Origin of the sequence: Streptomyces anthophorae, assembly GCF_049310305.1 — a bacterium.
GTDB lineage: Bacteria > Actinomycetota > Actinomycetes > Streptomycetales > Streptomycetaceae > Streptomyces.
Window position 1 is genome coordinate 6,075,915 of record NZ_JBLWQQ010000001.1, and the last position, 23,504, is coordinate 6,099,418.

At 72.4% G+C, this 23,504-nt stretch carries 18 protein-coding genes; 9 read left to right on the top strand and 9 right to left on the bottom strand.

The genetic code is table 11. The features are described from left to right. Positions 1 to 1,260, bottom strand: coding sequence for an NAD(P)/FAD-dependent oxidoreductase (locus ACNYS0_RS27515; protein ID WP_422477116.1), 1,260 nt, complete (start codon positions 1,258 to 1,260; stop codon positions 1 to 3). A 200-nt stretch (positions 1,261 to 1,460) separates the two neighbouring features. Here ACNYS0_RS27515 and ACNYS0_RS27520 point away from each other — a divergent pair, with 200 nt between their 5' ends. Genes ACNYS0_RS27520 through ACNYS0_RS27530 form a run of 3 tightly spaced genes read left to right on the top strand, consistent with a single transcriptional unit; the run spans position 1,461 to position 4,001 of the window. Then, positions 1,461 to 2,915, top strand: coding sequence for a ferredoxin reductase family protein (locus ACNYS0_RS27520; protein WP_422477117.1), 1,455 nt, complete (start codon positions 1,461 to 1,463; stop codon positions 2,913 to 2,915). A gap of 56 nt (positions 2,916 to 2,971) precedes the next feature. After that, entirely contained in the window at positions 2,972 to 3,208 is a 237-nt protein-coding gene (locus ACNYS0_RS27525; RefSeq protein ID WP_422477118.1) for a hypothetical protein, read from the top strand. A 10-nt stretch (positions 3,209 to 3,218) separates the two neighbouring features. Beyond that, positions 3,219 to 4,001, top strand: coding sequence for a sulfite exporter TauE/SafE family protein (locus ACNYS0_RS27530; RefSeq protein WP_422477119.1), 783 nt, complete (start codon positions 3,219 to 3,221; stop codon positions 3,999 to 4,001). 23 nt (positions 4,002 to 4,024) lie between these two features. On the opposite strand, the gene ACNYS0_RS27535 is transcribed toward ACNYS0_RS27530, so the two are convergent. The 3 genes from ACNYS0_RS27535 to ACNYS0_RS27545 all read right to left on the bottom strand — a co-directional run bounded on the left by ACNYS0_RS27535 (position 4,025) and on the right by ACNYS0_RS27545 (position 7,096). Beyond that, positions 4,025 to 4,681, bottom strand: a complete 657-nt coding sequence (locus ACNYS0_RS27535) for a class F sortase (protein ID WP_422477120.1) — start codon at positions 4,679 to 4,681, stop codon at positions 4,025 to 4,027. Between the two features lie 60 nt (positions 4,682 to 4,741). Next, entirely contained in the window at positions 4,742 to 5,293 is a 552-nt protein-coding gene (locus ACNYS0_RS27540) for a hypothetical protein (RefSeq protein ID WP_422477121.1), read from the bottom strand. A gap of 228 nt (positions 5,294 to 5,521) precedes the next feature. Further along, complete coding sequence (locus ACNYS0_RS27545) at positions 5,522 to 7,096, bottom strand: M4 family metallopeptidase (protein WP_422477122.1); 1,575 nt, start codon at positions 7,094 to 7,096, stop codon at positions 5,522 to 5,524. 167 nt (positions 7,097 to 7,263) lie between these two features. Here ACNYS0_RS27545 and cutA point away from each other — a divergent pair, with 167 nt between their 5' ends. Then, positions 7,264 to 7,617 carry a divalent-cation tolerance protein CutA gene (gene cutA / locus ACNYS0_RS27550; protein ID WP_422477123.1) on the top strand — a complete coding sequence of 118 codons (354 nt, stop codon included), beginning with the start codon at positions 7,264 to 7,266 and terminating at the stop codon, positions 7,615 to 7,617. 44 nt (positions 7,618 to 7,661) lie between these two features. On the opposite strand, the gene ACNYS0_RS27555 is transcribed toward cutA, so the two are convergent. Then, complete coding sequence (locus tag ACNYS0_RS27555; RefSeq protein ID WP_422477124.1) at positions 7,662 to 9,788, bottom strand: molybdopterin oxidoreductase family protein; 2,127 nt, start codon at positions 9,786 to 9,788, stop codon at positions 7,662 to 7,664. A 46-nt stretch (positions 9,789 to 9,834) separates the two neighbouring features. Beyond that, positions 9,835 to 10,539 carry a SanA/YdcF family protein gene (locus tag ACNYS0_RS27560; RefSeq protein WP_422477125.1) on the bottom strand — a complete coding sequence of 235 codons (705 nt, stop codon included), beginning with the start codon at positions 10,537 to 10,539 and terminating at the stop codon, positions 9,835 to 9,837. A 625-nt stretch (positions 10,540 to 11,164) separates the two neighbouring features. Here ACNYS0_RS27560 and ACNYS0_RS27565 point away from each other — a divergent pair. From ACNYS0_RS27565 to ACNYS0_RS27585, 5 genes are all read left to right on the top strand, one after another. Next, positions 11,165 to 12,025: a sirohydrochlorin chelatase gene (locus ACNYS0_RS27565; protein ID WP_422482793.1), complete on the top strand. Its 861-nt coding sequence runs from the start codon at positions 11,165 to 11,167 to the stop codon at positions 12,023 to 12,025. Positions 12,026 to 12,071: 46 nt separating this feature from the next. Continuing rightward, positions 12,072 to 13,412 carry a deoxyguanosinetriphosphate triphosphohydrolase gene (locus tag ACNYS0_RS27570; protein ID WP_422477126.1) on the top strand — a complete coding sequence of 447 codons (1,341 nt, stop codon included), beginning with the start codon at positions 12,072 to 12,074 and terminating at the stop codon, positions 13,410 to 13,412. Positions 13,413 to 13,490: 78 nt separating this feature from the next. Further along, positions 13,491 to 14,756 carry an NAD(P)/FAD-dependent oxidoreductase gene (locus tag ACNYS0_RS27575; RefSeq protein ID WP_422477127.1) on the top strand — a complete coding sequence of 422 codons (1,266 nt, stop codon included), beginning with the start codon at positions 13,491 to 13,493 and terminating at the stop codon, positions 14,754 to 14,756. A gap of 57 nt (positions 14,757 to 14,813) precedes the next feature. Continuing rightward, positions 14,814 to 16,721, top strand: a complete 1,908-nt coding sequence (gene dnaG, locus ACNYS0_RS27580) for a DNA primase (protein WP_422477128.1) — start codon at positions 14,814 to 14,816, stop codon at positions 16,719 to 16,721. Positions 16,722 to 16,874: 153 nt separating this feature from the next. Continuing rightward, positions 16,875 to 18,164, top strand: a complete 1,290-nt coding sequence (locus ACNYS0_RS27585; protein ID WP_422477129.1) for an RNA polymerase sigma factor — start codon at positions 16,875 to 16,877, stop codon at positions 18,162 to 18,164. Positions 18,165 to 18,251: 87 nt separating this feature from the next. Here the strand turns inward: ACNYS0_RS27585 and ACNYS0_RS27590 are convergent, their stop codons facing one another. The 3 genes from ACNYS0_RS27590 to ACNYS0_RS27600 all read right to left on the bottom strand — a co-directional run bounded on the left by ACNYS0_RS27590 (position 18,252) and on the right by ACNYS0_RS27600 (position 23,495). Beyond that, complete coding sequence (locus ACNYS0_RS27590; RefSeq protein ID WP_422477130.1) at positions 18,252 to 20,180, bottom strand: ABC transporter ATP-binding protein; 1,929 nt, start codon at positions 20,178 to 20,180, stop codon at positions 18,252 to 18,254. Then, a complete protein-coding gene (locus ACNYS0_RS27595; protein ID WP_422477131.1) occupies positions 20,180 to 21,919 on the bottom strand; it encodes an ABC transporter ATP-binding protein in 1,740 nt (579 codons plus the stop codon). Before ACNYS0_RS27595 ends, ACNYS0_RS27590 begins: the two co-directional genes overlap by 1 nt. 145 nt (positions 21,920 to 22,064) lie before the next feature. After that, positions 22,065 to 23,495, bottom strand: coding sequence for a xylulokinase (locus tag ACNYS0_RS27600; RefSeq protein WP_422477132.1), 1,431 nt, complete (start codon positions 23,493 to 23,495; stop codon positions 22,065 to 22,067). Between the last annotated feature and the right edge of the window lie 9 nt (positions 23,496 to 23,504).

Consider the following 23,504-nt stretch of genomic DNA (forward strand, 5'->3'; position numbering starts at 1 on the left):
TCAGAGGCCTCCGTCGTGGGTGAGCAGGTGCAGCAGAGGCGAGCCGACGGCGTTGTCGACATGGCCGGCGGTCAGTGATTCGTCCGACTCCCAGGCGTGCGCGAGCGCGCCGACCGTGGCCAGCTCGCCGACCAGCACCCCGCCGACCAGACGGTCGCCGCGCACGACGACCTTCCGGTACGTGCCGCGGGTGGCGTCGGCGAGCTGCACGACGTCGTCGCCGGGCAGCGCCTCGGTCTCGCCGAACGCGGCGAGATCGAGCGGCCCGGCGTGGTGCGGGAGGGTGAGCCGGGTGAGCGTGCGGGTGCCGGTGTACGCGCTGTCGGTGCCGGTCAGCAGGTCGGCGAGCGCGTCGGCCTGTTCCAGGGCCGGGGTCGCGAGGCCGTAGACGGTGTCGGCGTGCTGCGTGCAGTCGCCGACCGCCCGGATGTGCGGATCGCTCGTGCGCAGGGCGTCGTCGACGACGACGCCCTTGCGGACGTCGAGCCCCGCGGCCTGCGCGAGACCGGCGCGCGGCCGCACCCCGCAGGCGAGGACGGTGACGTCGGTGCCGAGCACGTACCCGTCGTGCAGCTCGACGCGGCGGACGTGTCCTTCGACGACGCCGACACCGCGCACCCGGCACTCGGTGTGGATCTCCACGCCGAGCGCGGTGAGATGGCGGCGGACGAGTTCGGAGGAGCGCGGGTCGAGCTGGCGCTCCATCAGCCGCTCGGACTGCTGGGTGAGCACCACCTGGGCGCCGCGCCGGGCGAGCGCACGGGCCGCGGAGACACCGAGGAGGCCGCCGCCGATGACGACGGCGCGGGTGCCATCGGTGACGGCCTCGGACAGCGCCAGGCAGTCGTCCATCGTGCGGAACGCGTGGACACCGCCGGGCAGTTCGGTGGCGTCCGGCGCGAACAGGCCGCGCAGCGGCGGCAGTACCGGGTTGGAGCCGGTGGCGAGGACGAGAGTGTCGTAGCCGACCTCGTCCCCGTTCTCGCACTGCACGAGCCGCCGCTCGCGGTCGATCCGGACGGCGCGGGTGCGCAGGCGCGGACCGGTGACCCGGGGCAGCTCGATGACCTCGGGCGGGTACGTCCCCGCCAGCACCTCGGCGAGCAGCACCCGGTTGTACGGGGCGTGCGTCTCCTCGCCGATCAGCGTGGCGCGCTCGCCGAGCCGGTGGGCGACGCGGGTGCCGGCGAGGCCGGTGCCGATGACGACGACGCGGCCGGGCCCGGTCGCGGCGTCGACGTGCTCGTACGGTGCGGTCATGCATCGCAGCGTGCGCGGCGGGTGTTACCCGGTGGCGTCCCGATGGTTTCCCGGGGGGAACGGTGCGCTCAGCGGGGCCGACGGGCGGATGTGAGGGAAACGTAGCGGGCTTAACCCGTGTTCAGTCCGTCCTCAAGGGCGCCTTAAGGATCGGCCGTACGGCGCTGACCAGCCCGAACCCGGGCCCTGCCGAGCCTAGTGTGCCGGTCGTGACCACCAAGGCCGTCGACCCCGAACTCGCCCGCTACCCCGCTCTGGCGTCCTACCGCAGACAGACGGAGAAGCCCCGCAAGGCCCCGCCGATCCCGCCGCGCCCCCGCAGGGCACCCCGGGTGCGGCCCGCCGCGCCCGCCCGGCTCACCCCGCACGGGCTGCGCACCGGGATCCGCGCGGGCGCGCTGCTCGTGACCGCCCTGTGGATGGCGCAGGTCCGCCCCTCGGCACGCATCGACGCGCTGTTCACGACCGGCGCCCACCTCACCGGCCTGCTCGCCGGGTACGGAATCCTGGTCATGCTCTTCCTCATGGCCCGGGTGCCCGCCGTCGAGCACGGCATCGGCGCCGACCGGCTCGCCCGCCACCACGCGCGCGGCGGCCGCCACGTCCTCACCCTGTGCGCCGCCCACGTCGTGCTCGCCCTGTGCGGGTACGCGGCGCACACCGGGACCGATCTGGTCGGCACGGTCACCGAACTGCTCGGCTACCCGGGGATCGCCGCCGCGACGGCCGGCACCGTGCTGTTCGCCGCGGTCGGGGTGAGCAGTGCCCGTGCCGTCCGCCGCCGCGTCGGGCACGGCACGTGGCGGGGCCTGCACCTGCTGACGTACCTCGCCGCGGCGCTGGCCTCGGCGCACCAGCTCTCGGGCCCCGACGTCGCATCCAGTCCCCTCGGCCTCGGCCTGTGGTCGCTGCTGCACGCCACCGTCGCGGTGCTGCTGGTCTGGTACCGGCTCGTCGTGCCGGTGCGGCAGGCGCTGCGGCACCGGCTGCGGATCGTCGACGTACGGCAGGAGGGGCCGGGCGTCGCCTCCGTCCTGATGCGCGGCACCGACCTCGGCCTGCTGCGCGCCGAACCGGGCCAGTTCCTGCGCTGGCGGTTCCTCACCCGGCGGCTGTGGCACACGGCGCTGCCGTTCTCGCTGTCGGCGCCGGTCGACGGCGACCACGTCCGGATCACCGTGAAGGCCGTCGGCGACCACACGCGCCGGGTGCGCAGGCTGCGCCCCGGGGTACGGGTGGTCGCGACCGGGCCGTTCGGCGCGCTCACGGCGCACCGCCGCACCCGCCGCAAGGTGCTGCTGCTGGCCGGGGGAGTGGGCATCACGCCGCTGCGGGCGCTGTTCGAGACGCTGCCCGGCGCCCCCGGGGACATCACCCTCCTGTACCGCGCGAGCACCGAGGAACAGCTGGTCCTCCGCGAGGAGTTGGAGTCCATCGCCCACACCCGCGAGGCGGCCCTGCACTACCTCCTCGGCCCCTCCGGCGCGGCCTTCGACTCCCTCGCCCCGCAGGCCCTGCGCGACCTCGTGCCCGAACTCCCCGACCACGACGTCTACTTGTGCGGCCCGCCCGGCATGGCGGAGACGGCGACGGCGGCACTGATCAAGGCCGGCGTCCCCGGGAGCCGCATCCACGCGGAGTCCTTCACGTACTGACCGCGCCCCGCCCCCGCCCTGCCCCGCCTCGATTCCGGAGAAGAGAAGACACCGCCATGGGCCGCCACACCAGACCCGCCCGCACCGCACACGCCCCCACGATCCAGGCCCGCCGCAGGCTCACCGCCGGGCTCGCCTCGGCCAGCGCGGTGGTCGCGGCGTGCCTCGCGCTCACCGTCGAACCGGCGGCGCCCCCGGCCCCCGACCGGGCCGTCCCGCACACCGATACGGAACCCTCAGATCAACCTCAGCCTTCCGGGGGCCCCGGGGTCGTGCAGGCCGCCCGTCCGTAGAGTCCTGATCATGCCTGACATATCACTGACCACCGTCGTCGTCCTGTGCGTCGCCGCGCTCGCGGCGGGCTGGGTCGACGCGGTGGTGGGCGGCGGCGGACTGCTCCTGCTCCCGGCCCTCCTCCTCGGCCTGCCGAACTCCGCCGCGGCGGGCCACGCCCTCGGCACCAACAAGGCCGTCGCCATCGTCGGCACCACGGGCGCCGCCGTCACCTACGCCCGCAAGGCCCCCGTCGACGTACGCCTCGCCGTCCGCATCGGGACGGCCGCGCTCGCCGGGTCGACCGGCGGGGCGCTGCTCGCGACGGGCATGAGCACGGACGTCCTCAAACCGGTCGTGATGGTGGTCCTCGTCGCGGTCGGCGCGTTCGTCATCTTCCGCCCGGCGTTCGGCACGGCCCCGTCTACGGTCCCGACCTCGCCCCGCCGGATCTGGGCCGCCATCGGCTTCGCGGGCCTCGGTATCGGCTTCTACGACGGCCTGATCGGACCGGGCACCGGCACCTTCCTGGTCCTGGCCCTGACCGCGATCCTCCACCTCGACCTGGTCACCGCCTCCGCCACCGCGAAGATCGTCAACTGCTGCACCAACGCGGGCGCGTTGGCGATGTTCGCCTGGAAGGGCCAGGTCTACTGGCAGCTCGCGGGCCTGATGGCCGTGTTCAACCTGGCGGGCGGCATGGTGGGCGCGCACACCGCCCTGAAGCGGGGCGCCGGGTTCGTGCGCGTCGTGCTGCTGACGGTGGTGTGCGCGCTGGTGGTGAAGATGGCGTACGAGCAGTGGGTGGCCTGAGCCGCCCTCTCGAAGGAGAGGTACTAGCGGCTTCCCGTCAGGTGCGCGAAGACGACCACGTTCCCCTGGTAGCCCGTTGTGCGCGAGTACGGTCCGCCGCAGGTGATCACCCGGAGCTCGGGGCGGCGGGCCGCGCCGTACACCTTCGCGTCGGGGAAGTGCTTCGCGTCGTACACCTCGACCGCGTCCACCGTGAACACGGCGGCCGAACCGTCCCGCCGCCGCACCTCGATCGCACGGCCGCGCTTCAGCGAGCCCAGGGCGTAGAAGACGGACGGGCCGCGCGCGTTGTCGACGTGGCCCGCGATCACCGCGGTGCCCGTCTCTCCGGGCTTGGTGCCGGCCCGGTACCAGCCCGCGAGGTTCTTCCTGCCGGGCGGTGGCACGTCGAGGCTGCCGGAGCGGTTCAGGTCCAGGCCCATCAGCGGGGCGTCGACCGCGAGTGACGGGATGCGGACGCGGTCCGGCGGGGAGGGGGCCAGGGGAGCGGCGGCGGGCGCTTCACGGGCCCGGTCGACGTGGGCCTGCGCGGCGGACGGCTGGGGCGGCGGCTGCCCCTCCGCCCCGCTGGCCAGCAGCCAGGCGCCACCGGCGAGGGCCAGGGCGGTGGCCGTTCCCATGGCGGTGTTGGCACGGTTCGTGGCACGCGGGCGCGTGCCGGTGCGCGTGGGCTTGCGCATGGGGTCCTGGGTTCCTCGCAGTTCGTCACTCGATCACGGGGCGGGTGGTGCGGGACCGGCTCAGATGCGGTCGCCGCGCGCCCTGCGGTGCAGCAGCCAGGTGCCGCCCGCGGCGGCGAGCGCGAGCGCCGCGACACCCGCGGAGGTCCGCGTGGGCTCGGGGCCGAGGGCGCCGCCGACGCCCGTGTCCACATGGCCCTTGGGCAGCTGGGCCACGGAGACGTCCGATCCGGTCACGGAGACGATGAGGTCGCCCGTCACCTCGGGGCCGCCCGCACACCTCGCGACGATCTCGTACGTTCCCGGCTGCGCGGACACCGGGATCCGGAAGCGCCCCATGGCGTTGGACGCGCTCGGGTCGCCCGTGTCGGGCGCCAGGGTGAAGGTGCCCGCGCCGATCGCGCTGGCGTCGCCGGCCGCCGTGCCGCTCCCGCCGCACGCGGTGGTGTCCACCGTGACCCGGTCGCCCGGTGCCGCCGTCGCCGGGTAGACCTCAAGGCCGCCCTGCGCGGCGGTCGCGGGCGCGGCGACGGCGAGCATCGCCGTCGTGGCCGCGGTGGTGAGGAACGCCGCCGCGGTCAGCGGTCGGCCCATGCCCCTGCGCACGCGCATCGTCCAAGCTCCTTCGCGGGCGTCGGGCGCGCCCTGCCAAGGACGAGGTAAGTGCCAGTGGCGCCGTCCCGCCTCCTGATGTGACGTCAGGACCCCTTCCCCCGCCGTGTCCCTGACGCTCCCTCCGGTACGTTCCAGCAGGTCACCGGCGTATCTGCTGGAAAGTAGCCGAAGGGAGCGGGGAGGCGTGCGACCGGGTGACGGAGGCGGCGTGCGGGTGATGCCCGGTCAGTTCACCGCCACCGCCGACCAGGTGGCGGCCACGGCCGCGTACTCCTTGCTGTCCGACCCGTACAGATCCTTGGCCGCCTTCAGGGTCGCGGTGCGCGCGCCCTTGTAGTCCGTGGACGACGTCATGTAGACGGTCAGCGCGCGGTACCAGATCTTGCCGAGCTTCTCCTTGCCGATGCCGGGGAGCGTCGACTTGTCGCACGTCGGGCTGTCGTTGTGGACGCCGCCGACCGTCTTCGGGCCGCTGCCCTCGGCGAGCAGATACGCGAAGTGGTTCGCGACGCCGGATGAGTAGTGCACGTCGAGGCTGCCGACGTTCTTGTTCCAGCAGTCCGCCGACTTCCCGTCCCGGCTGGGTTTGTCCATGTAGCGCAGGGCCGACACCTTCGCCCCGGGCTTGACGATCTTCTCGCCGATGAGCCAGTCGCCTGGGTCGGAGGCGTTGTTCGCGTGGAACTCGACGAGCGTGCCGAAGATGTCGGAGGTCGCCTCGTTGAGGCCGCCGGACTCGCCGGAGTAGGTGAGGGCCGCGGTGGACGAGGTGACGCCGTGGGACATCTCGTGGCCCGTGACGTCGAGGGCGACCAGCGGGCCGAACGTCTTGCCGTCGCCGTCCCCGTACGTCATGCAGAAGCAGTTGTCGTCCCAGAAGGCGTTGTTGTAGTCCTTCCCGTAGTGGACGCGGTTGTACGAGCCCTTGCCGTCGTCGGCTATGCCGATCCGGCCGTGCATGTCCTTGTAGTAGTCCCAGGTCTGGTCCGTGCCGTACTGGGCGTCGACGGCGGCCGTGCTGCGGTCCGCGGTCGTTCCGGTGCCCCAGTGGTTGTCGGCGTCCGTGAAGACCTTGGCGGGGGCGCGCTCCAGGCAGATGCCGAGGACGCAGATGTCGGTCTTGTTGCCCGCGTCGCCGGTGTAGGTGTTGCCGCGGGTGGCGTCGCTGAGCTGATAGCCGCCGGAGGAGGCGCGGCTGGTGGTGAGGGGGACGGTGCCGGAGTAGAGGGAGCGTCCTTCGCCCGTGGGGGCGGCGGTTTCGAGGCTGTCCCAGGAGTCGATCGCGGCGCCGGTGGTGGCGTCGGTGAGGACCGTACGCGCCTTGGGGTTGCCGAGCGGGTCCTTGGCGGCGGCCGTCGTCCGCCAGGCCAGCCTGGGGCTGCCGTGCAGCGCGTCCACGACGAGCCGCGGCTTGGCCACGAGGCCGCGGAGCAGTGCGCCCGGGTTGGCCTCGCGCAGCAGCGTGGTGGCGAGGTCCGCGGCCTTGGGGGCGGAGAGGCGGGGTGTGGTGGAGGGGACGGAGACGCTGCCGGGGACGGCGCGGTCGGTGCCCTCGTACGTGCCGTCGGCGGCCTCGTGCACGACGAAGTCGCCGCCCAGTACGGGGAGTTGATCGTACGTCCGGTCGTAGCGGATGTGCCGTGCCCCGTCGGGGTCGGTGATCACGTCCCGGACGGAGGTGGCCTCGGCGGAGGCGGGGGCCGCGGTCGCCGTGGGGGCGAGGGCGAGGGGGGCGGCGAGGAGGGTGGCCAGGGTGGTGATGCCGGTGGTGAGGCGCGATGTGGTCCGTATGTGTCTCATCAGGCGGCTCCGTGGGGACGGTGAGATGAGCGGCGACTTCCAAGTCCTGACGCTGATTCAGTTTTAGGGGGTCATGACAAACGGAGTCCAGGGGTCCGCAGTGTCGGACCTGTGAAGGAGCGTGGTCGGCCGGGCCGGTCACCATGGGCGGCATGGAGAATCCAGACATGTCAGCAGAGCAGACCGAGCCGTCCGAGCCGACCGAGCCATCCGTCCTGACGGTCCTCACGACGACGGACGCCGCCGAGAAGGCGTCCGGCCTCGCCCGCGGGGCGATCCGCGACCGGGTCGCCGCGTGTGCGCAGATCGTGGGACCGGTCACGTCGGTGTACCGATGGGAGGGCGAGGTCGAGACGGCGCAGGAGTGGCAGGTGCTGCTCAAGACCACGGTCGCGCGGTACGCGGACCTGGAGTCCTGGCTGACGTCGCACCACGACTACGACACCCCGGAAATCATCGCCACACCGGTGGTCCGGGGCAGTGGCGCCTACCTGGACTGGGTCCGGGCGGAGACGTCCTGAGCGGATGCGGGGCGGCGCCCAGGGCCTGATCCGGACGACAGGTCCTACGCCCCGACCCGGTCTCCCGCCCGCTCCACCCGCTCCACCCGCTCCACCCGCACCGCGCACACCTTGAACTCCGGCATCCGCGACGCGGGATCAAGCGCCGGGTTGGTCAGCGTGTTGGCGCGCCCCGCCCCGGGCCAGTGGAACGGCATGAAGACCGTGTCCGGACGGATCGTCGAGGTGAGACGCGCCGGCGCCTCGACCCGGCCGCGGCGCGACGTCACCGCGACCGCGTCCCCCTGCGCCACCCCGAGGCGCCCCGCCAACCGCGGATGCAGCTCCACGAACACCCCGGGAGCCGCCTTGTTGAGCTCCGGCACACGCCGTGTCTGCGCCCCGGACTGGTACTGGGCCACGACCCGCCCCGTCGTCAGGTACAGCGGATACTCGGCATCCGGCTCCTCCGCCGCCGGCCGATGCGCCACCGGTACGAACCGCGCCCGCCCGTCCTCCGTGGCGAACCGTTCGAGAAAGAGCCTCGGCGTACCGGAGGAGCCCTCGGCGTCGGCGGCCGCGTCCTCCGAGGAGCATGGCCAGAAGACACCCTCCCCCTCGGCCAACCGCTCGTAGCTGATCCCGGAGTAGTCCGCAGGACCGCCCGCGGACGCGCGCCGCAGCTCGTCGAACACCTCCCGCGCCTCCGTCGGGAACCCCTTCTCCCGTTCGGGCGCGAGCCGGGCGGCGAGCCCCTGAAGGACGTCCAGATCGGACCGGACGCCCGGCGGAGCCGTCAGCGCGCGCTGCCGCAGCAGCACCCGCCCCTCCAGGTTCGTCACCGTCCCCGTCTCCTCGGCCCACTGCGTCACCGGCAGGACCACATCGGCCAGTTCGGCCGTCTCGGAGAGGACGACATCCGCGACGGCCAGGAAGTCGAGCGAGCGGATCCGGGACTCCACATGCGCCGCCCGGGGCGCCGACACCACCGGGTTCGAGCCCATCAGCAACAGCGCCCGGATGTCACCGCCGAGCGCGTCGAGCAGCTCGTACGCCGACCGCCCGGGCCCGGGCAGCACGTCCGGATCCACCCCCCAGACCTCCGCCACATGGGCCCGCGCCGCCGGATCCGTGAGCTTGCGGTACCCGGGCAACTGGTCGGCCTTCTGGCCGTGTTCGCGGCCGCCCTGACCGTTGCCCTGACCGGTCAGGCAGCCGTAACCGGAGAACGGCCGGCCCGGCCGCCCCGTCGCGAGCGCCAGGTTGATCCACGCGCCCACCGTGTCCGTGCCCTTGGACTGCTGCTCGGGTCCGCGCGCGGTGAGCACCATCGCCGTCTCCGCCCCGGTGAACATGCCGACCGCCTCGCGCAGTCGGGGCACCGGCACACCCGTGACCCGCTCCACGTACTCCGGCCAGTGCGCCATCGCCGCGGACCGGGCCTCCTCCCAGCCCCGCGTGCGGTCGCGCACGTACTCCTCGTCGACCCGGCCGTCCGCCACCACCAGGTGCAGCATCCCGAGCGCGAGCGCCAGGTCCGTGCCGGGGCGGGGCGCCAGATGGAGGTCCGCCTGGTCGGCGGTGCGGGTGCGGCGGGGGTCGATCACGACCAGTTTGCCGCCGTTGGCCTTGAGCTCGGAGAGGTAGCGCAGCGCCGGCGGCATCGTCTCGGCGAGGTTCGAGCCGACCAGGATCACGCACCCGGCACGCGGAATGTCCTCCAGCGGGAACGGCAGCCCCCTGTCGAGGCCGAACGCCTTCTGCCCCGCGGCCGCCGCCGACGACATGCAGAACCGGCCGTTGTAGTCGATCTGCGAGGTGCCGAGCACGATCCGGGCGAACTTCCCCAGCGCGTACGCCTTCTCGTTCGTCAGGCCACCGCCGCCGAACACGCCGCACGCGTCCGCTCCGTGCCCGGCACGCGCGCGTGCCAGACCGTCCGCGACCCGGTCAAGGGCCTCCTCCCAGGTGGCGGGCTCGAGCCGGCCCGTGGCGGCGCTGCGCACCAGCGGCTCCGTGAGCCGCACCCCGGAGGCGAGCACGGACGCGGCGCTCTGCCCTTTGCCGCACAGCGCACCCTGGTTGACCGGGAAGTCCGCGCGGCCCTCGACCGAGGGTCCCGGCAGCACGTTCATGCCGCACTGCAAGGCGCAGTACGGGCAGTGGGTGGGCGTCGCCGTCGTGTTGAGCATGCCCTTGAGGGTGCGCCGAATGTGTTGCCGGTCGGCGCGCGCCCGGTTACGGAGCCGGAACGGGCATCTCCCGGCCGTCCTGCGGACGGCGTGAGGTCGCGTCCAGGGCCTCGCGCACGCCCTTCTCCTCGTGACCCAGGAAGTGCGGATCCGGCCGCACCGTCGCGTCGAGCGCCGCCTTCGCCGCCGCGAGGGTCTCCCGCGCCCCGCCCGCGTACCAGGTCACGTCGTGCGGTTCGGCGACCCCGAGCCCGTACGAGGAGACGCCCGCGGCCTCGCACAGCGCCACCGCGCGCCGCGCGTGGAAGTCCTGGGTGACCAGGACGGCCCGGTCGACGCCGAAGATCTTCTTCGCGCGGACGCAGGAGTCCCAGGTGTCGAAGCCCGCGTAGTCGCTGACCACGGCCCGCGACGGCACCCCGTGGCGGGTCAGGTACGCGCGCATGGCGTCCGGTTCGTCGTACTCCTCGCGGCTGTTGTCGCCCGTGACGAGCAGGACGCGGACCTTTCCCGCGCGGTACAGCTCGGCCGCCGCGTCGAGCCGGTGCGCCAGGTAGGGCGAGGGCTCCCCGTTCCACAGGCCCGCCCCGAACACCACAGCAACCCCGGTGCGGGGCACGTCCGCCGTGGTCCGGAGCCGGTCACCGGTCGACACGAACAGCCAGGTCGCAGGCAGCAGCGCCACCACGCAGGCCGCCATGGCCGCCTGGACGGTCCGGCGCTGAGCCCTCCGGGTGCGTGGCAGGTGCATCGCGGGTCCCCTGTGCGGCTGGTCGGCAACGGTCCGGCCTAAGACGCTTCCGGCACCCCTATGGTTCGCCCACCCGCCCTTACGTCACGGGGCTCCGCCCCGGACCCCGCGCCTCAATCGCCGGCGGGGCTGGAAGGATCGGGGCTCTGCCCTGGGCCCCGCGTCTCAAGCGTCGGCGGGGCTGGAAGGGTCGGGGCTCCGCCCCGGACCCCGCGTCTCAAGCGTCGGCGGGGCTGGAAAAGATCGGGGCTCCGCCCCGGGCCCCGCTGCTCAATCGCCGCAGGGGCTTGATTTTGGCCACCCGCGACGATTGGCCTCCGCCGCCTTGGCGCCCCGCCCCTGGCACGGCTCCCCACCCGTGACGGTCGGTCGTCACCGACTTGGGCAATCTGCCGCCTCATGGGGTCTCCCCTGCTCGGAGCTTGTCGGAGAGCTTGGGGAAGGCAGGGTGGGCAAGGCGGCCCCCGGTGCCGCGCATCGGTGACGAGGGGGCCGGCCCCGGTGTCCGCTCACCGCGACCCCGTCCGCCCGGTGAACGACCGGCAACCACCCGTCACCGCCCGGCAACAGCCCGGCAACCCCGGCCCGGCACGATCGGTCCATGACGGACGAGTCGTACGGCCCCATGGACCACGGCACGACCCACCTGGATCACACAGTCGGCACGGCGGGACTCCTCACCATGATCAGCGACCAGCTCGGCAGCAGACTCAGCCACGTGTCCCCGCTGCGCGCCCCCCGGCAGCCGCCCGCCCTGGTGCTCGTGGCGCACGGCAGCCGCGACCCCCGGGCCCTGGCCACGGTCACCGCGCTCGTCGAGCGGATACGCGAGCACCGCCCCGGCCTCACCGTCCGCCTCGGCCACATCGAACTCAACGAACCGCTGCTGGCCGACACCCTCGCCGAGCTGCCCGCGGGCCGCGCCGTGCTCGTGCCGCTGCTCCTCTCCCGCGGCCACCACGTCAAGCACGACCTGCCGCGGGCCGCGGACGCCGCCGACCACCTGCTCACCCGCGTCGCCGACCCCCTCGGCCCGCATCCGCTGCTCGTCGAGGCCCTCCACGACCGGCTCGTCGAGGCCGGCTGGCCCGAGCGGCCCAGCGACCGGGACCGCCGCCGCGCCGGAGTCGTCCTCGCCGCCGCGGGCTCCCGCGACCCGCACGCCGCCGCCGACGTCCGCCGCACGGCCGCGCTCCTCGCCCGCCGCCTCGGCGTCCCCGTCGTCCCCGGGTACGCGTCCGCCACCGACCCCGACATCGCCACGGCCGCCCGGTCCCTCGCCGCCCACGGCCGCGACCGGATCGCCGTCGCCTCGTACTTCACCGCCCCCGGACGCTTCGCCTCTGAGGCCGCCGCGGCGGCGCCCGGCATCGCCGCGGCACCCCTGGGCACCCACCCGGACCTGGCCCGCCTTGTCCTGCACCGCTACGACCGGGCTCCGGCCACGGCCACGTACGCCCCGGTGGCGCGTACCGCGTCCGTCTGAGCCGTCGCGGCTCCCGGTTGTCGGTGGCTGCCCGTACTGTCGGGCCATGGAAGACAGCGTAGGCAGCGACGCGTACGACGAGGCGGCGGTCGAGCGCTGGGCCCCCGAGCCCGACAAGCGCCCGGGGCGCACGGCGTTCCAGCGCGACCGGGCCAGGGTGCTGCACTCGTCGGCGCTGCGCCGCCTCGCGGGCAAGACCCAGGTCGTCACGCCGGGCACCCGCAGCAGGCACTGGGACGCGAGCCCGCGCACCCGGCTCACGCACTCCCTCGAATGCGCACAGGTGGGGCGGGAGTTGGGAGCCGCGCTCGGCTGCGACCCCGACCTCGTCGAGACGGCCTGCCTCTCGCACGACCTGGGCCACCCGCCCTTCGGGCACAACGGCGAGCAGGCGCTCAACGAGGTGGCGGAGGACTGCGGCGGCTTCGAGGGGAACGCGCAGTCGCTGCGCCTGCTCACTCGCATCGAGCCCAAGCGCTTCGTGCGCAGCGAGAGCTCCGGCGAGCTGACCAGCGTGGGTCTGAACCTGACGCGGGCCGCGCTGGACGCCGCGACGAAGTACCCGTGGCCGCGCGGCGAGCACCCCAGTGACCCCGAGTCGCAGAAATTCGGGGTCTACGAGGACGACCGGCCGGTCTTCGACTGGATCAGGAAGATGTCACCCGGCCGCCGCACCTGCTTCGAGGCGCAGGTCATGGACTGGTCGGACGACGTGGCGTACTCCGTGCACGACCTCGAAGACGGCCTGCACGCGGGACACTTGGATCCGAACGTGCTGCACGCGGAGCCCGAGCGCGCCGACGTCTTCGCGGTCGCCATCGGACGCTACGTCCCCGAGGGCACGGACCCCGCCGAGCTCGCCGCCGCCCTCGACCGGCTCCTCGACCAGGAGTGGTGGCCGCACGGCTACGACGGCACGGCCGTCGCCCAGGCCCGGCTCAAGGACGCGACCAGCCAGCTGATCGGGCGCTTCTGCCTCGCCGCGGAGGGCGCGACACGCGCGAGACACGGCACGGGCCGTTTGACGCGCTACGCGGCGGAGCTGGTGGTGCCGCGCGCCGCCCGGTTCGAGTGCGCGGTGCTCAAGGCGGTCGCCGACCGGTATGTGATGCAGCGTCCCCAGCAGGAGCGCCTGAGGGCCGATCAGCGCATCGTGGTGGCCGAGTTGGCGCAGGCGCTGACCTCCCGCGCGCCCGAAGGCCTCGACCCGCAGTTCCGCGCGCTGTTCGACGCCGCGCCCGACGACCGCGCGAGAAAGCGCGTGATCGTCGATCAGATCGCCTCGCTGACCGACGCCTCGGCGAGATCCCTTCACGCGCGGCTTACCGTCGGCGGGGATCATCGAAGGGGAGACGCGACCACTGGGCGTGACGAAAAGATGCCCTGATCGGGCCACGCCCCCTTCCCGCATTACGCTGCGTGCGGGACGCTCGCATATGACGGCATGGCTATGAGGAGGCATCAAGTGGTCGACGCGGACCAGACGTTCGTCATCGTCGGGGGAGGGCTCGCAGGAGCCAAGGCCGCCGAGACGCTCCGCTCGGAGGGCTTCACCGGGCGGGTGATCCTCATCGGTGACGAACGGGACCACCCGTACGAACGACCGCCCTTGTCGAAGGGCTACCTCCAGGGCAAGGAGGAGCGCGACAGCGTCTTCGTCCACGAACCGGCCTGGTACGCGAGCAACGACATCGAGCTGCACCTCGGCCAGACGGTCACCACGATCGACCGCGCGGACAAGACCGTGCGGCTCGGCGAGGGCACCGTCGTCCGCTACGACAAGCTGCTGCTCGCCACCGGCGCGGAGCCGCGCCGCCTCGACATCCCGGGCACGCACCTCGCGGGCGTCCACCACCTGCGCCGCCTCGCGCACGCCGAGCGCCTGAAGAACGTGCTGGCCTCGCTCGGCAGGGACAACGGACACCTGGTGATCGCCGGCGCCGGCTGGATCGGCCTGGAGGTCGCGGCGGCCGCCCGTGAGTACGGCGCGGAGGTCACCGTCGTCGAGCCCGAGGCGACGCCGCTGCACTCCGTGCTCGGCCCCGAGCTCGGCCAGATCTTCGCCGAGCTGCACGGCGACCACGGCGTCCGCTTCCACTTCGGCGCGAAGCTCACCGAGATCACGGGCCAGGACGGCATGGTCCTCGCCGCCCTCACCGACGACGGGGAGGAGCACCCGGCCCACGACGTGCTGGCCGCGATCGGCGCCGCCCCGCGCACCGCGCTCGCCGAGGCCGCGGGCCTCGAACTGGCCGACCGGGCGCACGGCGGCGGCATCGCCGTGGACGCGACGCTGCGCACCTCCGACCCGGACATCTACGCGGCGGGCGACGTGGCGGCGGTCCAGCACCCGCTCTTCGGCGACAGGCTCCGCGTCGAGCACTGGGCGAACGCGCTGAACGGCGGCCCGGCCGCGGCCCGCGCCATGCTCGGCAAGGACATCAGCTACGACCGCGTGCCGTACTTCTTCTCCGACCAGTACGACCTGGGCCTGGAGTACTCGGGCTGGGCGCCCCCGGGCTCGTACGACCAGGTGGTGCTGCGCGGGGACGCGGGCAAGCGCGAGTTCATCGCGTTCTGGCTGAAGGAGGGGCAGGTCCTCGCGGGGATGAACGTGAATGTGTGGGACGTCACGGAGCAGATCCAGCGGCTCATCAGGTCGGGCTCCAGGCCCGGCGTCGAGCGGCTCTCGGACCCGTCGGTCCCGCTCGGTGATCTTGTCGAGGAGTGACAAATGATCTCGTCGAGCGGTGACAGGAGTGTCAGAGCGGCACCGTAGACTTGCCGCGTGGCAGGCAGGATCAATGACGAGGACGTGAAGGCGGTTCGGGACGCGGTCCCGATCGACGCCGTCGTGTCCGAGTACCTGCAACTGCGCAACGCGGGCGGCGGAAACCTCAAGGGTCTCTGCCCCTTCCACGACGAGAAGTCCCCGTCCTTCCAGGTCAGCCCCAGCAAGGGGCTGTTCCACTGCTTCGGCTGCCAGGAGGGCGGCGACACCATCACGTTCGTGATGAAGGTCGACCACCTCTCCTTCTCCGAGGTGGTGGAGCGCCTCGCCGGTCAGGCGGGCATCACGCTGCGCTACGAGGAGGGTGGGTACAACCCGACCCACCAGCGCGGCGAGCGGATCCGCCTGGTCGAGGCGCACAAGGTCGCCGCGCAGTTCTACGTCGACCAGCTGGAGTCGCCCGAGGCCGAGATCGGCCGGGCGTTCCTCGCCGAGCGCGGCTTCGACCAGGCCGCGGCCCAGCACTTCGGCGTCGGCTACAGCCCGGCGGGCTGGGACCACCTCACGCGCTTCCTGCGCGGCAAGGGCTTCAGCGACAAGGAGATCCTGCTCTCGGGTCTCTCCCAGGAGGGCCGCCGCGGCCCCATCGACCGGTTCCGCGGCCGCCTGATGTGGCCGATCCGCGACATCGGCGGCGAGGTCGTCGGCTTCGGCGCCCGCCGCCTGCGCGAGGACGACAACGGACCGAAGTACCTGAACACGCCCGAGACGCCGATCTACCGCAAGTCCCAGGTCCTGTACGGCATCGACCTCGCGAAGAAGGACATCGCGAAGTCCTCCCGCGCGGTCGTGGTCGAGGGGTACACGGACGTGATGGCCTGCCACCTGGCAGGAGTCACGACCGCCATCGCGACGTGCGGCACGGCGTTCGGCAACGACCACATCAAGATCCTCCGCCGGCTCCTGATGGACAACGGCTCGGCGCGCGTGATCTTCACGTTCGACGGTGACGCGGCAGGCCAGAAGGCGGCCCTGCGCGCCTTCGAGGACGACCAGAAGTTCGCCGCCGAGACGTACATCGCCATCGCGCCGGACAACATGGACCCGTGCGACCTGCGCCTCGCCAAGGGCGACGACGCGGTCGCCGACCTGGTCGAACCGCGCACGCCGCTCTTCGAGTTCGCGCTCCGCCAGATCGTGAGCCGCTACGACCTGGAGACCCCGGCGGGCCGCGCCGCCGCGCTCGACGAGGCGGCGCCCGTGGTCGCCCGCATCAAGAACAGCGCCTCGCAGCACGAGGTCGCGGTCCAGCTCGCCGGCATGCTCGGCATCCTGGACACCCAGTTCGTGGTCAAGCGGGTCGGGCAGCTCGCCCGCTGGGCCCGTGAGCGCGGCGGCCGCGGGCCCGCGCCCGCCGCCGGGCGCGGCGGCCCGCAGGACGCCCCCGCCGCCGCGTCGGCCCGGCCCTTCGGCGGACCGGCGCTCACCTTGCGCAACCCGGTCTTCACGACCGAACGCGAACTGCTCAAACTGGCGCTTCAGTACCCGCAGTTGGTCTCCCCGGCCTTCGACGCCTACGGGGTCGACGAGTTCACGGCCGACCCGTACGCGGCCGTCCGCCAGGCCATCATGGACGCGGGCGGCGCTGAGCAGGGGGTCCACGACCCGCAGCAGTACCTGGTCTCGGTGCGCGAGGCGGCGCCCGACGACGCGGTGCGGGCGATGGTGACCGAGCTCGCCGTCGAGGCCATCCGCCGCAAGACCGTCGACGAGGCGTACGCGGGGGAGCAGCTGGTGACCGTGCGCAAGCGCGCCGTCGACCGCCGCATCCGCGACGTCCAGGGCACGCTCACCCGCCTCGGCGCGGGCGGCGACCCGCAACAACTGGCCACGGTGCAGAACGAGTTGTGGGTGCTCCAGCAGTACGGCCAGGCGCTTCGCGAGCGGGGCGCGGAAGCCCTGTAGCCCGCCGCACTCCAACGCGCCGTTTTTCCCCGTTCGGATCGGGGAAGGGCGGGTAACCGTCCAGCACGGTAACCGCTCGGTCACGCACCGGACTCAAAAAGTCAACGCACGCCCCTCGTGGCGGCGCTGTGTCGTACTCCACACTGGGTTGCGGTGCCTGAGTCCTCGGAGCGCGGCCGGAACCCGGACAACGGGTCCGACACCCCCGCGGTTCCGCTCATCGCGTACGGGAAGGACGGCGGCGTGGCTGCCGTTCCCGCCCCCCTGCCGCACGCCTCAGATGCGATCACTTTGGAGGTCGCCCCCGTGCAGACCCAGACCCTCACCCAGAGCGACAGCACAGCGCAGGCCCTCGCCGACCCCGAAGCCGCGCCCCAGGGTGCCGTGCCGCAGGGCGACGTACTGGCCTCGGTGCCTGCGCAGAGCCGCGTCGCGCACCATCCCGAGGCCGAGCCGGAGGAGTCGGCCGGGTCCTCTCCGGGGTCGGTGGACCCGCCCGAGCCGGTGCGCGGCGCCCGTACGGAAAGCGGCAGTCCGTCCTCCGACCTGTTCCGCCAGTATCTGCGCGAGATCGGCCGGATTCCGCTGCTCACGGCGGCCGAGGAAGTGGAGCTCGCGCGGCGCGTGGAGGCGGGTCTGTTCGCCGAGGAGAAGCTCGCGCACGCCCCTGACCTCGACTCCCAACTGGCCCTGGACCTCGACCGGTTGGTGGTCATGGGCCGGATGGCCAAGCGTCGCCTCATCGAGGCGAACCTGCGCCTGGTCGTCTCCGTGGCCAAGCGCTACGTGGGCCGCGGGCTGACCATGCTCGACCTGGTCCAGGAGGGCAATCTCGGCCTGATCCGCGCGGTCGAGAAGTTCGACTACGCCCGCGGCTACAAGTTCTCGACGTACGCGACCTGGTGGATCCGCCAGGCCATGAGCCGCGCCCTCGCCGACCAGGCCCGCACCATACGGGTGCCCGTGCACGTCGTCGAGCTGATCAACCGGGTCGTCCGTGTGCAGCGCCGCATGCTCCAGGAGCGCGGCTACGAGCCGACCCCCGAAGAGGTCGCCGCCCACCTCGACCTGCCGCACGAGCGGGTCAGCGAGGTGCTGCGCCTCGCCCAGGAGCCGGTGTCCCTGCACGCCCCTGTGGGCGAGGAGGACGACGTGGCGCTCGGCGACCTCATCGAGGACGGCGACGCGACGAGCCCCGTGGAATCGGCGGCCTTCCTCCTGCTGCGCGAGCACCTGGAGGCGGTGCTCTCCACGCTCGGCGAGCGCGAGCGCAAGGTCGTCCAGCTCCGCTACGGCCTCGCGGACGGGCGTCCGCGCACGCTCGAGGAGATCGGCCGCATCTTCGGCGTCACGCGCGAGCGCATCCGCCAGATCGAGTCGAAGACCCTGAACAAGCTCCGCGACCACGCGTTCGCGGACCAGTTGCGGGGTTACCTGGACTAATTCAAGCCCCGCCGGCGATTGAGGCGCGGGGTCCGGGGCAGAGCCCCGCAACCGCACCCCCGGCGGGGCCTGATCAGGAACCCGACCTCAGTCCACCTCGGCGACCGCCTGCGCGAACTGCGCCTCGTACAAACGCTGATAAGCCCCGTCCGCGGCGACCAGCTCTTCGTGCGAACCCTGCTCCACGATCGCCCCGTTCTCCATGACGAGAATCGTGTCCGCGTCGCGAATCGTCGAAAGACGGTGCGCGATGACGAACGACGTCCGCCCGGAGGCGAGCCGCGCCATGGCCTTCTGGATGAGGACCTCGGTCCGGGTGTCGACGGAGGAGGTCGCCTCGTCGAGCACGAGGATCACCGGATCGGACAGGAACGCCCGCGCGATGGTGATGAGCTGCTTCTCACCGGCGCTGACCCCCGTGCCCTCGTCGTCGAGCACGGTGTCGTACCCGTCGGGCAGCGTGCGGATGAACCGGTCGGCGTGCGCGGCCTTCGCCGCCTCCTCGACCTCCTCGCGGGTGACGTCCTTCGGAGCCCCGTACGCGATGTTCTCCGCGATGGTCCCGCCGAACAGCCACGTGTCCTGGAGCACCATGCCGATCCCGGCCCGCAGTTCCTCCCGCGACATCTTCGCGATGTCGACGCCGTCGAGCGTGATGCGCCCGCCCGTGACCTCGTAGAACCGCAGCAGCAGATTGACGAGGGTGGTCTTGCCCGCGCCCGTGGGGCCGACGATCGCCACCGTGTGACCGGGGTCGGCCGTCAGCGACAGGTCCTCGATGAGCGGCTTGTCCTTCTCGTAGCGGAAGGCCACGTGCTCGAACTCGACGTGCCCGCGCAGGTGGTCCGGCTTCTCGCCGGGCACCGGGTCGGCGGACTGCTCCTCCGCGTCGAGGAGTTCGAAGATCCGCTCGGCCGAGGCCACACCCGACTGCACCAGGTTCGCCATCGACGCGACCTGCGTCAGCGGCATCGAGAACTGCCGCGAGTACTGGATGAAGGCCTGCACGTCGCCGATGGACAGCGTGCCGGACGCCACCCGCAGGCCGCCCACGACCGCCACCAGCACATAGTTCAGGTTCGAGATGAAGAACATCAGCGGCTGCATGATCCCGCTGTTGAACTGCGCCTTGAACGAGGCCTGGTACAGCTCCTCGTTCTGCTCGGCGAACTGCTCGGCCGACTCCTTCTGCCGCCCGAACACCTTCACCAGGTTGTGCCCGGTGTACATCTCCTCGACGTGCGCGTTCAGCGCGCCCGTCGCCTTCCACTGCTGGACGAACTGCGGCTGCGCCCGCTTGCCGACCTTCGCCGCGACGAACACCGACAGCGGCACCGTCACCAGCGCGACCAGCGCGAGCAGCCAGGAGATCCAGAACATCATGGCGAGCACGCCGATGATCGTGAGCAGCGAGTTGAGCATCTGCCCCGTCGTCTGCTGCAAGGTCTGGCCGAGGTTGTCGATGTCGTTGGTCGCCCGGCTCAGCACCTCGCCGCGCTTCTGCTTGTCGTAGTACGACAGCGGAAGCCGCGACAGCTTCTCCTGGAGGTCGCCGCGCAGCCGCGCCACGGCCAGGTTGATCAGCCGGTTCGCGATCCGCGTGCCGATCATCATCGCCAGGCCCGCGCACGCGAACACGGCGAGCCCGAGCAGCAGCACCTCGCCGATCGCGCCGAAGTCGACGCCCTGGCCCGGAGTGAAGTCGACGCCGCCGAGCATGTCGGCCACGCCGGTGTCGCCCTTGGCCCGCAGGCCCTCGATGACCTGCTCCTTGGTCTGCCCGGCCGGCATCCGCCCGCCGATGACCCCGCCGAACAACAGGTCGGTGGCGCGGCCCAGGATCTTCGGCCCGACCACCGAGAGGGCGACGCCGATCACGATCGCGGCCAGCACCCCGGTCACCGCGGCGCGGTGCACGGTGAGCCGCTTCAGGAGGCGCTTGCCCGACCCCTTGAAGTCCATCGACCGAGAGCCGGGCGCACCGGCCGCGGCCATCCGCCCCATGGGTCCACTCATCAGGCGGCCTCCGCTTCCGTCAGCTGGGAGAGGACGATCTCCCGGTACGTCTCGTTGTCCGCCATCAGCTCGTGGTGGCGACCGGTGCCGACGACCCGGCCCTCGTCGAGGACGATGATCCGGTCGGCGTCGCGGATGGTGGCCACGCGCTGGGCGACGATCACCACGGTCGACTCGGCCGTCTCGTTGCCGAGCGCGCGGCGCAGGGCGGCGTCGGTGGCGTAGTCGAGCGCGGAGAACGAGTCGTCGAAGAGGTAGATCTCCGGCTGCTGCACGAGCGTGCGCGCGATGGCGAGCCGCTGGCGCTGTCCGCCGGAGACGTTCGTGCCGCCCTGGGTGATGGGCGCTTCGAGGCCGCCCTCCAGCTTGGTGACGAAGTCCTTGGCCTGCGCCACTTCCAGCGCGTGCCACAGCTCCTCGTCGGTGGCGTCCGGACGCCCGTAGCGCAGATTGCTCGCGACGGTCCCGGAGAAGAGGTACGGCCGCTGGGGGACCAGGCCGACCGTCTTCGCCATCAGGTCGGGGTCGAGCCCGCGCACGTCCTCGCCGTCGACGTACACGGTGCCGGCGGTGGTGTCGTACAGGCGCGGTACGAGACCGAGCAGGGTCGACTTCCCGCTGCCGGTGGAGCCGATGACCGCGGTGGTCTCGCCGGGCAGCGCGACCAGGTCGATACCGCGCAGGATGGGCTCCTCGGCGCCGGGGTAGCCGAAGTCGGCGCCCCGGATCTCCAGGTGGCCGCGGCGGCGCAGCTCGCGCACGGCGGCCTTCTCCGACGGCGGGACGACGCTCGTGTCGGTCGCCAGGACCTCCTGGATGCGCTCGGCGCAGACCTCGGCGCGCGGCACCATCATGAACATGAACGTGGCCATCATCACGCTCATCACGATCTGCATCAGATACGCGAGGAACGCGGTCAGGTCACCGATCTGCATGCCGCCGCTGTCGATGCGGTGGGCGCCGAACCAGACGACGGCGATGGACGCGACGTTCACGATCGTCATCACGAACGGGAACATCAGTGCCATGATGCGCCCGGTCGCGAGCGAGGTCTCGGTCAGATCCCGGTTCGCCGCGCCGAACCGGCCCTTCTCGAACTCGTCCCGGACGAAGGCGCGGATCACGCGGTTGCCGGTGATCTGCTCGCGCAGCACCCGGTTCACGGTGTCGAGCTTGACCTGCATGGAACGGAACAGCGGCCGCATCTTGCGGATGATCAGCGACAGCACGATCGCCATCACGGGCAGCACGGCGAGCAGCACGCCCGACAGCGGCACGTCCAGGCCGAGCGCCATCACGACGCCGCCGACGCACATGATCGGCGCCGACACCATCAGCGTGAACGTCATCAGGGCCAGCATCTGGACCTGCTGCACGTCGTTCGTGGTCCGGGTGATCAGCGAGGGCGCCCCGAACTGGCCGACCTCGCGCGCCGAGAAGGACTGCACCCGGTCGAAGATCCCGGCCCGGATGTCGCGGCCGAGCGCGGCGGCGGTGCGGGCGCCGTAGAACACGGCGCCCATGTTGCACACCACCTGGGCGACGGTGACGCCCAGCATCAGGGCGCCGTACTCGAGGATGTAGCCGGTGTCGCCGTTCACGACACCGTTGTCAATGATGTCGGCGTTCAGGGTGGGCAGATACAGCGCGGCGCAGGTCTGAAGGAACTGAAGCAGCACCAGCAGCCCGATGGGTTTCTTGTACGGACTGAGATGGGTCCGCAGAAGTCTTATGAGCACGCTCGGTCTCTCGGTGGTCGGCGGTTGTGGGAGGAGCGGTGTCCGGGGAGGGGGATCGACGCGTGCGCCGCCGGACGGCGACCTACGCATGGACCCCTATCGTCGAACACTCCACCCGCGTTACCTCAACCGAATTAACCAAGTCTCAGGCGAAGGCGCCGGGGTGGATCTGGTCCCGCACGGCCCGGTACTGCTGCCGCACCGCCTGCCCCACCGGCAGCTCGTCGCCCGCCTCGAAGACCTGCGCGGCCGCGCCCTGCCACTGCGGCAGCTGCCCGTTCAGCGCCCACGCGGCCTGTCGCGCCGCGCCGATCGCCGCGTAGTCCGCGGCCTGCGGCACCACGACCTGCGTCCCGAACAGGGCCGGCGCCACGCTCTGCACGGCGTGCAGCTCCGAGGCGGCGCCCAGCAGGAACACCCGCCGGATCTCCACGCCGCGTCCGCGCAGCACGTCCATGGCGTCGGCGAGCCCGCACAGCATGCCCTCGAAGGCGGCCCGCGCCAGATGCTCGGGCTTCATCGACTCCCGGCGCAGCCCGCTCAGCGTCCCCGCGGTGTGCGGCAGGTTCGGCGTCTTCTCGCCCTCCAGATAGGGCAGGAGTACGAGTCCGTGGGCGCCCGGTGTCGACTTCATGGCCAGCTCGGACAGCTCCTCAAGGCCTCCGTCGAGCCCCAGCATGTCGACCGTGCCGCGCAGCGCCCGTACCGCGTTCGACGTATGGACCACGGGCAGGTGCATCCCGGTGGCATCGGCGAGCGAGGTGATGGAGCCGCTGGAGTCCACGAGCGCCTCGTGGTGCACGGCCATCACGGAACCCGAGGCTCCGAGCGAGACCACTGCATCCCCGGACTGCACGCCGAGCCCGAACGCGGCGGCCATCGTCTCCCCGGTACCGGCCGAGATGACCAGGCCCTCCGGGGTCCGCCCGGCCGCCTCGCCGGGGCCGATCACCTCGGGCAGCGCCACCTGGTGGCCGAGCGCCAGCTCCACCAGATCGGGCCGCCACGCGGCGCTCGCCGCCGACCAGTACCCGGTGCTCGAGGCCCCGCCGCGGTCGGTGGTGCGGCGCGCGGGCCGGCCGAGCAGCTGCCACACCAGCCAGTCGTGCGCCTGCATCAGGGCGGCGACCTGCTCGGCGTTCTCGGACTCGCTGCGGGCCAGCCAGCGCAGCTTGGTCACGGGCAGCGCCGCCTGCGGCACGCAGCCGACGGCCTCGGCCCACGCCTCGCGCGAGCCGAGCCGGTCCACCAGGTCCGCGGCCGCGACCTGCGCCCGCTTGTCCCCGCCGACCATGGCGGGGCGCACGGTGTTGCCCTGCGCGTCCAGCGGCACCACGGTGTTCTGCTGCGCGGACACACCGATGGCCTGCACGCCTTCGAGCAGCCCCCCGCCCGCGGCCTCGCCGAGCGAGAGAAGCCACGCCTGGGGATCGACGTCGGACGGCCGTCCGCCGCCTTCCGGTACCTCCAGCGGGTGCGGGGCGTACCCCTGCCGCAGCACGGCCCCGGTGTCGGCGTCACAAACGACTATGCGCGTAAATTCGGGCGAACTGTCCAGCCCGGCGACTATCCCCATGACTGAAAT

Excerpts from the sequence above, each read along its gene's own strand:
- ACNYS0_RS27515 (WP_422477116.1), bottom strand. The coding sequence starts at position 1,260 with ATGACCGCACCGTACGAGCACGTCGACGCCGCGACCGGGCCCGGCCGC.
- ACNYS0_RS27525 (WP_422477118.1), top strand. The coding sequence starts at position 2,972 with ATGGGCCGCCACACCAGACCCGCCCGCACCGCACACGCCCCCACGATC.
- ACNYS0_RS27530 (WP_422477119.1), top strand. The coding sequence starts at position 3,219 with ATGCCTGACATATCACTGACCACCGTCGTCGTCCTGTGCGTCGCCGCG.
- ACNYS0_RS27535 (WP_422477120.1), bottom strand. The coding sequence starts at position 4,681 with ATGCGCAAGCCCACGCGCACCGGCACGCGCCCGCGTGCCACGAACCGT.
- ACNYS0_RS27540 (WP_422477121.1), bottom strand. The coding sequence starts at position 5,293 with ATGCGCGTGCGCAGGGGCATGGGCCGACCGCTGACCGCGGCGGCGTTC.
- ACNYS0_RS27545 (WP_422477122.1), bottom strand. The coding sequence starts at position 7,096 with ATGAGACACATACGGACCACATCGCGCCTCACCACCGGCATCACCACC.
- cutA (WP_422477123.1), top strand. The coding sequence starts at position 7,264 with ATGTCAGCAGAGCAGACCGAGCCGTCCGAGCCGACCGAGCCATCCGTC.
- ACNYS0_RS27555 (WP_422477124.1), bottom strand. The coding sequence starts at position 9,788 with ATGCTCAACACGACGGCGACGCCCACCCACTGCCCGTACTGCGCCTTG.
- ACNYS0_RS27560 (WP_422477125.1), bottom strand. The coding sequence starts at position 10,539 with ATGCACCTGCCACGCACCCGGAGGGCTCAGCGCCGGACCGTCCAGGCG.
- ACNYS0_RS27565 (WP_422482793.1), top strand. The coding sequence starts at position 11,165 with ATGGACCACGGCACGACCCACCTGGATCACACAGTCGGCACGGCGGGA.
- ACNYS0_RS27570 (WP_422477126.1), top strand. The coding sequence starts at position 12,072 with ATGGAAGACAGCGTAGGCAGCGACGCGTACGACGAGGCGGCGGTCGAG.
- ACNYS0_RS27590 (WP_422477130.1), bottom strand. The coding sequence starts at position 20,180 with ATGAGTGGACCCATGGGGCGGATGGCCGCGGCCGGTGCGCCCGGCTCT.
- ACNYS0_RS27600 (WP_422477132.1), bottom strand. The coding sequence starts at position 23,495 with ATGGGGATAGTCGCCGGGCTGGACAGTTCGCCCGAATTTACGCGCATA.